This window comes from Pseudomonas syringae (assembly GCF_002157375.1).
In the GTDB taxonomy this organism is placed as follows: Bacteria; Pseudomonadota; Gammaproteobacteria; order Pseudomonadales; family Pseudomonadaceae; genus Aquipseudomonas; species Aquipseudomonas syringae_T.
On the sequence record NZ_MTSA01000008.1, the window covers coordinates 49,877 to 61,796 of the forward strand.

Here is an 11,920-nt window from a genome sequence, read left to right on the forward strand (position 1 = left end):
TTTAACATTTATCGCCAGTCGCAGGTGCTTGAAAAGACAACCAGCGCTGCAAAACCTGCTGCAAATCAGCGTGTTTGAAAGGCTTTGGCAGATAATCGTCCATGCCCGCCTGCAAGCAAGCGTCCCGATCACCCTGCAACGCATTGGCAGTCAGGGCGATAATTGGGATTCGCTCCAGCCCGGAAAGTTGCCTGATTCTGCGCGTGGCTTCATAACCGTCCATGACCGGCAGTCGGCAATCCATCAGGATCAGGGCGTAGTTTCCTGCGCCGGCTTTCATGACCGCCTCGACGCCATCGACCGCGACGTCGACGTCGCAGCCCAGGTGATGCAGCATGGCTTGCACCACGGTGCGGTTCACCGGGTTGTCCTCGACCAGCAATACGCTGCGTTTCCTGCCCTGAGCATCGAGTGCCGACAGCGGCTTGACGGGGTCGACCGAAGCCTTGCGTGAAACGGCCAGGGGGATCTGCAGCGTGAAGACAGACCCCGCACCTTCTTCGCTCTGCGCACACAAGGTGCCGCCCATGCGTTCGGCCAGGGTGCGTGCGATGGGCAGCCCCAGGCCTGTCCCGCCATAACGCCGCGAGATCGAGCTGTCGGCCTGCCTGAAGGCATCGAACATTGACTCCAGGCGTTCCGCGTCGATGCCGATGCCGCTGTCGTGAACCTTGCAGGTAAAGCTCAGGTGATCATCGTCAAGCATCGCCCAGTCGGCTTCGACACAGACCTTGCCCTGTTCGGTGAATTTCAGCGCGTTGCCTATCAGGTTCACCAGAATCTGCCGGATCCGGGTCGGGTCGCCGGTGACGGTCAATGTCTCCAGCCCCGGTTTGATCTTCAGCTCCAGCGAGAGCTTGCGTTGCAAGGCGCTGTGATTGAATGCGTGTGTCGAGGCGTTGATCAATTCGGCCAGATTGAAGGCGATACCCTCCATCTCGAGGGCATCCCGTTCAATGCGTGAAAAATCGAGAATATCGTTGATGACCCGCAGCAAGTGTTCAGTGGACTCGGTCGCCAGCTTCGCATACTCGCTCTGTTCATCGGTCATGCGCGTGGTTTCCAGCAGTTGCAGCATGCCCAGCACGCCGTTCATCGGGGTGCGCAGCTCGTGGCTCATCATCGCCAGAAAATCCGATTTGGCACGGTTGGCTTTTTCGGCCTCTTCACGCATCTGGATCAACTGCGCCACCGAGCGCTGTTGTTCCTGGCTGGCGGCATGCAGGTTTTCGGCAAGATTATTGATATGCCGCGCCAGTGCGCCCAGCTCGGCGTCATCGCTGACCGGCAGCGGCGTGTGGTAATCACCTTGCTGGATGGCCTTCAGCGCCTCGCCCATGCGGCTGATGGGGCTCGACAGGCTCAAGGCCAGGCGCCGGGCCAGCAAAAAGGTAAACAGCAGGGCGCACAACGCGAGGATTCCGGCCTTGAGCAGTATCTCCTGCTGACGCTGATTGAACGCCTCGCTGGACATGCCGACCAGCACCCGCCCCAGATAGTCTTGCGGCTGAGTGGCGGTCTTGCTTTGCGGCGAGGCATGCGGCACCCGGACGGGGGCCTGGAAAATTTCCATCTGCCGCGCCTGATGCTCATGCTCACGCGGCTGGTCGATGTAGACCAGGACGGTGTTGGAGCTGTCCTGGATTTCCACGTAACGCACGCTGGGCATGGACAGGGTGGCGCGCATCAGCATCTTCAGACCGTCGATATCGCCAGCCGTGATGCCTGGCTCGACCGCTGGAGCCAGTTGATTGGCGATCAGTTGCCCTGTGTGGTTGAGCTCTTCACGCAGGTCCTGGATACGCACAAAGGTGAAAAAGCCGATCAGCATTACCGTCAGCAACAGGGCGGGGCCCAGGCTTATGATCTGCGTGCGGGTATTGATGTCCCAGTGCCGAAAGTTCATCGGCCGGCCACCTTGCAGGCAAGGTGATACAGCTTGAATCCGGTTGATGCGTCCATGCCTGTGCGCTCGGTGTCCCTGTTGATTGCATACTATGGTTGATTGCAACGTGTGCATGTTAACCGAGATGGCGCCGGTTTCCAGTGTGCATATGCTTACAGGTGGCACGTTCTTCGAGACGAAGTGTCAGTGAAGCATGCGTTGCCGGCGTTTGTTGCTGGCCGATGCTCTGTCGCTCCGTATAATGCCGGCATCGCCACTTGATGGCCCTGGATGGATAGTTCTATGACCACACAGCAACCAGTTGCGGTTCTTGGTGGTGGCAGTTTCGGTACTGCCATTGCAAATCTGCTGGCCGAGAACGGCCATCAGGTTCGCCAGTGGATGCGCGATCCGGAGCAGGCAGAGGCCATTCGCGTCAATCGCGAGAACCCTCGTTACCTCAAAGGCATCAAGGTTCGTCCTGAAGTCGAGCCGGTGACTGACCTTACTGCTGTGCTGGAAGGCAGCGAACTGATCTTCGTCGCACTGCCTTCCAGTGCCCTGCGCGCGGTACTGTCGCCCCACGTCGAACGCTTGAATGGCAAGATGCTGGTGAGCCTGACCAAAGGTATCGAGGCGCAGAGCTTCAAGCTGATGAGCCAGATTCTGGAAGAGATCGTCCCTCAGGCCCGCATCGGCGTGTTGTCCGGCCCTAATCTGGCCCGTGAGATCGCCGAGCACGCGTTGACCGCCACGGTGGTCGCCAGCGAAGACGAGGCGCTGTGTCAGCAGGTCCAGGCTGCCTTGCACGGACGGACATTCCGGGTCTACGCCAGCAATGACCGCTTCGGCGTCGAGCTGGGCGGGGCACTGAAGAACGTTTACGCGATCATTGCCGGCATGGCGGTGGCGCTGGACATGGGGGAGAACACCAAAAGCATGTTGATCACCCGGGCGCTGGCGGAAATGACCCGTTTTGCCGTGTGTCAGGGCGCCAACCCCATGACCTTTCTGGGCCTGGCCGGGGTGGGTGATCTGATCGTCACCTGTTCCTCGCCCAAGAGCCGCAACTACCAGGTCGGTTTCGCCCTGGGGCAGGGCCTGACGCTGGACGAGGCTGTGACGCGGCTGGGCGAGGTGGCCGAAGGTGTGAACACCCTCAAGGTGCTCAAGGTCAAGGCGCAGGAGGTGCAGGTCTATATGCCGTTGGTCGCCGGGTTGCATGCGATTCTTTTCGAAGGCCGTACGCTCAGCCAGGTCATTGAAGCGCTGATGCGCGCCGAGCCCAAGACAGACGTCGATTTCATTTCGATCACCGGTTTCAATTGAATTCAGTTTGCTCAGGGAGAAGGTCTTGAACGAGTCGAAAATCCAGCATAACGAGTCGATTTTGCTCCGCATTGTGTGGATGCTTCTGTTTCTGGGTGTGTGGCATCTGGCCCAGATCGTTTTGGCGGGCGTGGTGCTGGTGCAGCTGGGGTATCGCCTGATCTACGGCGCGCCGAGCGGCAGCCTGATGAACTTTGGTGACAGCCTCAGCCAATACCTGGCTCAGATCGGCCGTTTCGGGACGTTTCACAGCGACCAGAAGCCTTGGCCGTTCGCCGACTGGCCGGCGCCTCGCTCCCCGGATGGCGAGGCTGCGCATTACGTTGCGCCAGCGCCGCACCCGGTTCGCGATGAGGAGCCAAAACTATGAAGGTCTGGGTGCTGCGTCATGGCGAGGCACAGTCTCGGGCGCGCAGTGATGCCGAGCGTGAGTTGACGGCCCACGGGCGCGATGAAGTGCTTAAAAGTGCTGTCCACCTGTCGGGCAGGGCGATAAGGCGAATTGTTGCCAGCCCGTATGTCCGGGCGCAGCAGACCGCGCAACTGGTGCGTCAGTCGCTGGGTTTTGACGAGCCTGTCATGACTGTGCCCTGGCTGACGCCTGACAGCACGCCGCGCGAGGTGCTGGCGCAACTGGACACGCTCGGCGTCGACGAAATACTGCTGGTCAGTCATCAGCCTCTGGTCGGTGAACTGATCGGGGTGCTGGTACACGGCAATGCACAGCAGGCGCAGCCCATGAGCACGGCCAGTCTTGCAGAACTCGAGGGCGAGTTCGTGATCGCCGGCGGCATGCAGCTCAACAGCGTCAGGCACGTTTGAACGGTCTGTTCGAACATCGACACTCTCTGAAAAGGATTCAACATGAGCATATGGCGTCAGGCTCCCGATATCGAAGCCCTCATGAAGGCTCAGAAAAACACCATTGGCGAGGTGCTGGATATTCAGTTTGAGTCGTTCACCGACGACTCGCTGACCGCCAGCATGGTGGTCGATCAACGCACCCATCAACCGTTCGGATTGCTGCACGGCGGCGCGTCGGTGGTGCTGGCCGAGTCGCTGGGGTCGATGGCCAGTTATCTGATGGTCGACCCGAACACGCATTTTTGTGTCGGGCTTGAAGTCAACGCCAACCATTTGCGTGGCGTACGTAACGGGCGCGTGACAGGTGTCGTGCGTCCGATACACATTGGTCGAACCACGCATGTATGGGATATCCGCATCAGCACCGACGAAGGCAAGCTGAGCTGCATCTCGCGACTGACCGTCGCGGTTGTGCCGCATGGTCAGGAGCCGCCTGCCCGCTGAGCTTTCGGCTATTAAAGGTCATGGTATAGGTCCAAACTGGACGTTGTGACCCGGTGGTCTTTCTCTTAGTGTCTGAGTGTTCCCCGATGGGAATATTCTTTCCAGGAGAAAAGATCATGACTGATGAAACTGATGAAAAGACAACGCCGTCCGGAGAACACCTGCCAGTCGTAGCCCCTGAGTCAACCGCCGTTGCGGCCTCTGGAAGTCCGCAACCCCTTGAACAGCCACCCGCGGTAGACAGTTCACCCACACTCGAGAAAACACTTCCGCCGCCGGTGCCTGAGTTGAACCTGGATAAGCGTCTGAAACAGCTCTATGCCGATCAGTTGATGACCACCACGGAGTTTGCCGGGCTGCGTGACGATGCCGACAGGCTGTTCGAGGAGCTCAAGGCCACTTTTCCGAAAAATGGTTACCTGAAGCTCTTCGAACCGTTAGCGGATGTGGTGGTAGAGGCCATGCAATTCGCAGTTCTTGAGGTCAGAAAAGGCAAGCCTGATGCCGAAGCCAAGGCCTTGGTCAGGCAGTCACTGGGATTTCAGGTGGCTTACATCAAGGCATCGCTGGACCGGCTGACTCAATCCTTGTAACAACGGCTGTTCACGAAGTTCCGGTCATGGGAATAATGGCCCCGATGGCCGGAGTGACACTCGCGATGGCCGTTCCAGTCATTGCCGTTCGACGGCGAGGCTGCGCACAATTGCGACTTGTTCGGCCCCTGGAAGTTCTGGCATGTCGCAACCGGTATTCTTCGCTCACGCCAACGGCTTTCCATCGGCGACCTACGGCAAACTGTTCTCCGCGCTGGCGCCGGAATACGACGTGGCGCACCTCGAGCAACACGCTCACGACCCGCGCTTTCCGGTGGATGACAACTGGCTGAATCTCGTCGATGAGCTGATTCATCATTTGCGTGAGCAGACTGGCCCGGTCTGGGGCGTTGGTCATTCGCTGGGCGGGGTGCTGCATCTGCACGCCGCGTTGCGCTGCCCCGAGCTTTATCGTGGCGTGGTGATGCTCGACTCGCCGGTGCTGGGCCTGGCCGATCAGTGGTTTATCCGGGCGGCCAAACGCTGGGGGTTCATCGACCGTATCACGCCGGCAGGCCGCACACTGGGGCGCCGCGAGGCGTTTGACGACCTTGAGTCGGCACGGGCCTATTTTGCAGGCAAGACGCTGTTTCGCCGGTTCGACCCCGATTGCCTGACCGCTTACCTGACGCATGGGTTGCAGCAGGACGGCGAGCAACTGCGCCTGCGCTTCGACCCTGCGACTGAGATCAGTATCTATCGCAGCATTCCCCACACCAGCCCTGTGCCATCGCGTCATCTCAAGGTGCCGTTGGCGATGGTGCGTGGCAAGCACAGCCGGGTGATCATGCCCCATCATGGTTATCTGGCCCGACGCATGCGCGAAGGCGAATACCTGTCGATGCCGGGAGGGCATATGTTTCCTCTGGAACGTCCCGATGAAACGGCGCAGCTGCTCAAATCGCTGTTTGTGCGCTGGGACGCCCGGCATCTGCAACGGGCTGACGCATGACGCTGGCTGTCGAGGACGTGCGTTTGAGTCTCGGCCATATCGAACTGGCTGCCCGTCTGTTCGGTCCTGAGGACGGTCAGCCGGTGATTGCTCTGCACGGCTGGCTGGACAATGCCAACAGCTTTGCCCGTCTCGCACCGCATCTGGAAGGGCTGCGCATCGTGGCGCTGGACCTGGCGGGGCATGGCCATTCCGATCATCGGCCCGTGGGGTCGTCCTATGCCTTGGCCGACTATGTCTTTGATGTATTGCAGGTGGCTGAGCAACTGGGCTGGCAGCGCTTTGCCCTGTTGGGCCACTCCCTGGGCGCCATCATTTCCGTCCTGTTGGCAAGCTCGCTGCCTGAGCGCGTGACGCGTCTGGCGCTGATCGACGGGCTGGTGCCGCTGACTGGCGACGCCGAATCTGCCGCCGAGCGAATGGGGGCGGCCTTGCAGGCGCAATTGGTGCTGTCGGGCAAGAAGAAGCCGGTCTATCAGGATCAGGAGCGCGCGATACAGGCACGTATGAAAGGCGTCCTCGCCGTCAGTCGCGAGGCGGCAGAGCTGCTGGCTCAGCGCGGTCTGATGCCCGTGCCGGGTGGTTACACCTGGCGCAGCGACAGTCGCCTGACCTTGCCGTCCGCAACACGACTTACCCATGAACAGGCAATGGCCTTCGTTCACGGCATATGTTGTCCGACACAACTGGTGGTGGCGTCGGACGGCATGCTGGCGAAAAAGCAGGAGCTGCTGGGCGGTCTGCCTTTCGATATCGCCCGACTGGCAGGCGGTCACCATCTGCATCTGGATGAAGAGGAGGGCGCGCGCTCTGTTGCACGCTGTATCAATCGCTTTTTCGTTGCTTCTTGACTTGAAGGCGGCAACTGCCGACGCTGAACGGGTTGAAACAGGAGTCAACCGTGATGCAACCATCCGCAGCCCATAACCGCCTTGCTGGCGATGCTTTTTATTCTTGCCTCTTGTCTGCCTGCCAATGAGAACACGCATGCGTTTATCCCGTGTTCCCGGCCTCGCATTGTGCCTGTCCATGTTCAGCACAATGCTGTGCGCCGCTGATATGCCCGGCAGCGCCGATTTGCAGGGTCTGCCACGTCCGGTTGACTCGGAAATCGTCGACTATCGCCCGTCTGCCGAGCTCGAACGTATCTACCCGATGGGCTCGATCCGCAAGATCAGCGGGCAGTTGCGTTTCGACGGTCAGGTCAGCGGCCGGGGCAATCTGACATCGGTCACGTATCAATTGCCAGCCGAGCGTACTGCCGACGAGGCGTTCACGGCAGCGCGCGAAGCATTGCAGCAGCAGGGTGTGGAGCTGCTTTTCTGGTGTCAGGCGCGTGACTGCGGAGAAAGCAGTCTGTGGGCCAATGAAGTGTTCGGCAACGCCAAGCTGTACGGCGCCGACAACGGGCAGGCGTATCTGCTGGTGCGCCTGATCGAACCCCGCAGTGAAACCCTGGTCGCCCTTTACAGCATTACTCGCGGCAACCGTCGGGCCTACCTGCATGCCGAACAATTCGAATCCGCTGCGCCGCTGGGCGAACTGCTGCCGACGTCGGCCACCTTGCTGCGTCAATTGAGGAGCACCGGAAAGCTGGACCTGCCCCGACTGAGCGGCGAGCCGCCGGAAGCATGGGCCACCCTGATTTCCCGCAGCCTGAACCTCGACAGTTCGCTGCGGGCAATCGTATCGGGCGCCAGTGCAGGCGCCTGGCGCGATGCTCTGATCGCCAAGGGGGTTCGTGCTGCGCGGCTGGAGACGGGCGCTGTCGAGGGCGCAGGGCTTAAAATCGAGATCATCCGCTAGCCCCTGACTTGCGAAGATGGCGAACAACCCGGTTCGCCATTATGCTCGCCACCTCTGACTCCTTTTAGTGGATACCGCATGTTCAACAATGATCGCTTGCTGGTGCAGATTCTGCTGCTGGCGCTGTTCGGTGCCTGCCTCTGGGTGATGGCTCCGTTCTGGTCAGCACTGGTCTGGGGGGCGGTGCTGGCGTTTGCCAGTTGGCCGCTGATGCGTTTGTTGACGCGCTGGTTCAAGGGGCGCGAATCGGTGGCCGCCTTGATGATGAGCCTGTGCTGGATGTTGCTGGTCGCGGCGCCGCTGGTCTGGCTGGGTTTCAACCTGGCCGACCATGTGCGTGACGCCACGGGGCTGATCAAGGACATTCAGGTGGACGGGTTGCCCGATCCGCCGCAATGGCTGGCGGGGATCCCGCTGGTGGGCGAGCGACTGGTCGGGATCTGGACCACCATCGATCAGCAGGGCGCGGCGTTCATGACCACGCTCAAACCTTACCTGGGTGAAGTCGGCAACTGGCTGCTGGCGCGCAGCGCGCAGATTGGCGGCGGCATTCTGGAATTGACCCTGAGCATCGTCTTTGCATTCTTCTTCTACCGGGACGGGCCGCGTCTGGCGGCATTCGTACTCAGTCTGCTCGAACGCCTGATCGGTGATCGTGCGCAGTACTACCTGGACCTGGTTGCCGGGACGGTACAGCGGGTGGTCAACGGGGTGATCGGTACGGCGGCGGCGCAAGCCGTGCTGGCCTTGATCGGCTTTTTGATCGCAGGCATTCCGGGGGCGCTGGTGCTGGGCATTCTGACCTTCCTGTTCAGCCTGATTCCGATGGGGCCGCCGCTGGTCTGGCTGCCGGCCACGGCCTGGCTGGTCTGGCAGGGCGAGTATGGCATGGCGATATTCCTCGGCATCTGGGGCATGTTCGTTATCAGCGGCGTGGACAACGTGCTCAAGCCTTACCTGATCAGCCGGGGCGGCAACCTGCCGCTGGTGATTGTATTGCTCGGTGTTTTCGGAGGACTGCTGGCTTTCGGCTTTATCGGCTTGTTCATCGGTCCGACGCTACTGGCAGTGGCGTACAGCCTGTTGACGGACTGGGTGGGCAGTGAGCGTGTGCGTAACCCTCGCTGATCTCAAGCATGCCCGCCGCTCGGCAATGGCCGGCGGCGGGGTGCGTCAAGCGGCGGTATTCAGGTAGCGTCCCACCGGTTTGTTGCCCTCGGTGTCGTACCTTTCGCCCAAGGCGGCGATCATCTTGCTCAGGGCCTGGGCGGCGACCTGTTGGGTGCTGGTCTGTTCGTTGTTGCTGTCACTCTGTTTCAGCGCGGCCGACAGCTTGGAAGCACTGATACTGTTGTCACTGTCGCTGTCCAGTGCATTGAACAGCACTGCGCTGTCGGTGGTTGTGCTGCCGGATGTGCCCATTTGCGCGGGCGGTGGTCCGGCAGGCGGTTGTTGCGCTTGCAGGCTGGCGGTCAACTCGTCAAGGCTGACAGTACCGTCCTTGTTGGTGTCCAGCGTATCGAACACTTCACTGCTGCTGGCGCTGCTGCCAGCGCTGGTCAGCCCTGCACTCAGTTCTGCGCTGCTGATTGCACCGTCACCGTCGCTGTCCAGCGAATCAAGCAGTTCGTCTGCCACATCGGTCGCCGGTTGCAGGGGCGGTGGCGGCGTCATGGCAGCCAGTTCGTCAGTATCGAGGCTATCGTCGTCGTTGCTGTCCAGGTCACTGAACGCCTTGCTCAGGCTGACGGTAATACCCTCCTTGCTGTCCGATGACAGGGCCGAACTCAGTTCGTCCTTGCTGATACTGCCATCACCATCGGCATCGAGCTTTGCCAGCAGGTCTTCCTGAAACGTCTTGTTGCTGGTGGCTGATGCGCTGCTGGTCGAACGGGTATAGCCCGAGAAACTGCTGCTGATCCCACTGATCATTGATCTCACTCCCCTGAGATGAAAATAGCCGGTCACGGTGTACCGGCTTGTGAAGCCTCGGGGTGTCAGTTGTCGTGGTGATGCCGGGTTTGTAAGAGGCGCGATACACCGTGTGTCAAAGGCGCGGCAGGTCCAGCACCGCCGTCAGGCCACCGCCTGGGGTTTGCGCCAGCGACAGATGACCGCCGATGCGTCGCGCAGCCTCGCGGGCGATACTCATGCCCATGCCGATACCGCCGGAATTGCGATTGCGCGAACTTTCCAGGCGATAGAACGGTTCAAACACCGTCTCGTGAAACTCGGGCGCAATCCCCGGTCCGTGATCCACCACCGATACGCGCACGTGATCTGCGCTGTCTTCAATCACGATGTACGCGCTACCGGCGTAGCGGAGTGCATTGTCGACCAGATTCTGCAGACAGGAGCGCAACGCCATCGGTTGCGTCCTGAGCGGCTTGCACTGGCCTTGGTACTGTACGTCGTCGCCATTGTCCTGGGCATTTTCAGCCTGTGACTCGATCAGCGCCTGCAGATCAAACTGTTGCAAGCCTTCGTTTCGTCGATGCTCGTTGAGGTAGGCGAGCGTGGCATCGAGCATGCTGATCATGTCGTTGAGGTCCTGAGTCATCTGCCCATGCAGCCTCGGTTCTTCGATCTGTTCGACGCGCAGCTTGAGACGTGACAACGGGGTGCGCAGGTCGTGGGACACGGCGGCCAGCATGCGCCCGCGTTGCTGCATCTGTTCGCGGATCTTTCGCTGCATCAGGTTGAACGTCTGGGCCGCCTGACGAGCCTCCTTGGGGCCGCTGATCTCCAGCGGCGGGCTGTCGAGGTCTTCACTCAGGCGCTCGGCGGCTTCACTCAGGCTTCGTACCGGACGACTGAGCGCCTTGGCGCCATACCATGCTGCGATGATCAGGGTAATGAACTGAAAGAGCAGCAGGATGACCGGGCCACCCAGAATCGGCGGCCTGTGCAGGTGCCTGTCGTCAAACTGGCCGTGCGCAGGGTTGAAGTCAGGCCGGGGCGGCGGCATGGGGCGCATGCCGTACTGCGTGAACCAGATGAAGGCCAGTAAATGCGCAAGCAGAATGGCCAGCAGCGCGCCGCCAAACAGCCGCGCAAACAGGGTGTCGAACCTGCGAATCAACCCAGCTCCCTGGCATCGAACAGATAGCCTTCACCGCGCACGGTCTTGATCAGTTGCGGATTCTTCGGGTCGTCCCCCAGCTTTTGGCGCAGGCGCGAGACCAGCAGGTCGATGCTGCGGTCGAAGGCTTCTATCGAGCGGCCTCGGGCAGCATCGAGCAATTGCTCGCGGCTCAGTACCCGGTGCGGTCGTTCGAGAAACACGCGCAACAGGCGGAACTCTGCGTTGGACAGCGGCACCACCAGGCCATCGGCTGCTGTGAGCTGACGCAAAACACTGTTCAAGCGCCAGGCATCGAACCGAATGGTCGTGCGCTGATCGCTGCGTTCGTCGCGTACCCGGCGCAGGATGGTCTGGATACGCGCAACCAGCTCGCGCGGCTCAAACGGCTTGGCCATGTAATCATCGGCGCCCAGCTCCAGGCCGATGATCCGGTCGGTGGGTTCACACCTTGCAGTCAGCATCAGGATCGGGATGTCCGAGGTGGTGCGCAACCAGCGGCACAGCGACAGGCCGTCTTCGCCGGGCAACATCAGGTCCAGAACCACCACGTCGAAGGTTTCGTCTGCCAACGCCTGACGCATTTGCGTGCCGTCGTTCACGCCGCGGGCGTTGATATTGAAGCGAGTCAGGTAGTCGCAAAGCAGTTCGCGGATGGCCACATCGTCATCGACGATCAGCGCACGGACGCTCCAGCGCTGGTCGGTCGATGTGGCATCAAGGGTATTGTCGGGAAGTGCTTGCATAGTGCGTCTGCTGCCTGCTGATGCTGCCATTGCTGGCCGCTGTTGAAGATCAACGCTGTTCCCGATGCTACTTCGCCGGGAGGCGCGGCGAAAGGGTGGCGTGATCGAATGTCATGGGCATGTCATGAATGTATCTGGATTGATACCAAACGTCTCCGAGACGTGCCGTTCGACTGACCTCCCTAGTAGTTCTGAGAGTATCCAGCCACTGGCAACCCC

Annotated in this window: 13 protein-coding genes; 9 read left to right on the forward strand and 4 right to left on the reverse strand. The window is 60.6% G+C overall.

Features of this window, described 5'->3' with window-relative positions; translation table 11 throughout:
• Window position 1: 1 nt before the first annotated feature.
• Window positions 2-1,906: an ATP-binding protein gene (locus tag BW686_RS11695; RefSeq protein WP_084916847.1), complete on the reverse strand. Its 1,905-nt coding sequence runs from the start codon at window positions 1,904-1,906 to the stop codon at window positions 2-4.
• 282 nt (window positions 1,907-2,188) lie between these two features.
• Between BW686_RS11695 and BW686_RS11700 the strand changes: the two genes are divergently transcribed.
• The 9 genes from BW686_RS11700 (at window position 2,189) to BW686_RS11740 (ending at window position 9,001) form a co-directional block, all read left to right on the forward strand.
• The gene (locus BW686_RS11700; protein WP_084916850.1) at window positions 2,189-3,214 is read left to right on the forward strand and encodes an NAD(P)H-dependent glycerol-3-phosphate dehydrogenase; all 1,026 of its coding nucleotides are present in this window, start codon (window positions 2,189-2,191) and stop codon (window positions 3,212-3,214) included.
• Window positions 3,215-3,239: 25 nt separating this feature from the next.
• A complete protein-coding gene (locus BW686_RS11705; protein WP_084916852.1) occupies window positions 3,240-3,584 on the forward strand; it encodes a DUF4389 domain-containing protein in 345 nt (114 codons plus the stop codon).
• Complete coding sequence (gene sixA / locus BW686_RS11710) at window positions 3,581-4,036, forward strand: phosphohistidine phosphatase SixA (protein ID WP_084916854.1); 456 nt, start codon at window positions 3,581-3,583, stop codon at window positions 4,034-4,036. The genes BW686_RS11705 and sixA overlap by 4 nt, the downstream gene beginning before the upstream one ends.
• Before the next feature lie 42 nt (window positions 4,037-4,078).
• Window positions 4,079-4,522, forward strand: coding sequence for a hotdog fold thioesterase (locus BW686_RS11715; protein WP_084916856.1), 444 nt, complete (start codon window positions 4,079-4,081; stop codon window positions 4,520-4,522).
• 116 nt (window positions 4,523-4,638) lie between these two features.
• Window positions 4,639-5,115, forward strand: coding sequence for a hypothetical protein (locus BW686_RS26825; RefSeq protein WP_179149249.1), 477 nt, complete (start codon window positions 4,639-4,641; stop codon window positions 5,113-5,115).
• Between the two features lie 142 nt (window positions 5,116-5,257).
• On the forward strand, window positions 5,258-6,067 hold the full coding sequence (locus BW686_RS11725; RefSeq protein WP_084916858.1) for an alpha/beta fold hydrolase: 810 nt from the start codon (window positions 5,258-5,260) through the stop codon (window positions 6,065-6,067).
• Window positions 6,064-6,918: an alpha/beta hydrolase gene (locus BW686_RS11730; protein ID WP_084916860.1), complete on the forward strand. Its 855-nt coding sequence runs from the start codon at window positions 6,064-6,066 to the stop codon at window positions 6,916-6,918. The genes BW686_RS11725 and BW686_RS11730 overlap by 4 nt, the downstream gene beginning before the upstream one ends.
• A 136-nt stretch (window positions 6,919-7,054) precedes the next feature.
• Window positions 7,055-7,873: a DUF4892 domain-containing protein gene (locus BW686_RS11735; RefSeq protein ID WP_179149250.1), complete on the forward strand. Its 819-nt coding sequence runs from the start codon at window positions 7,055-7,057 to the stop codon at window positions 7,871-7,873.
• 78 nt (window positions 7,874-7,951) lie between these two features.
• Complete coding sequence (locus tag BW686_RS11740; protein WP_084916865.1) at window positions 7,952-9,001, forward strand: AI-2E family transporter; 1,050 nt, start codon at window positions 7,952-7,954, stop codon at window positions 8,999-9,001.
• Window positions 9,002-9,046: 45 nt separating this feature from the next.
• Here BW686_RS11740 and xopAW read toward each other — a convergent pair whose 3' ends face one another.
• The 3 genes from xopAW to BW686_RS11755 all read right to left on the reverse strand — a co-directional run bounded on the left by xopAW (window position 9,047) and on the right by BW686_RS11755 (window position 11,701).
• Complete coding sequence (gene xopAW, locus BW686_RS11745) at window positions 9,047-9,805, reverse strand: XopAW family type III secretion system calcium-binding effector (RefSeq protein WP_084916868.1); 759 nt, start codon at window positions 9,803-9,805, stop codon at window positions 9,047-9,049.
• Between the two features lie 115 nt (window positions 9,806-9,920).
• Entirely contained in the window at window positions 9,921-10,955 is a 1,035-nt protein-coding gene (locus BW686_RS11750) for a sensor histidine kinase (protein ID WP_084916870.1), read from the reverse strand.
• Complete coding sequence (locus BW686_RS11755; RefSeq protein ID WP_084916872.1) at window positions 10,952-11,701, reverse strand: response regulator; 750 nt, start codon at window positions 11,699-11,701, stop codon at window positions 10,952-10,954. The genes BW686_RS11750 and BW686_RS11755 overlap by 4 nt, the downstream gene beginning before the upstream one ends.
• Window positions 11,702-11,920 lie beyond the last annotated feature (219 nt).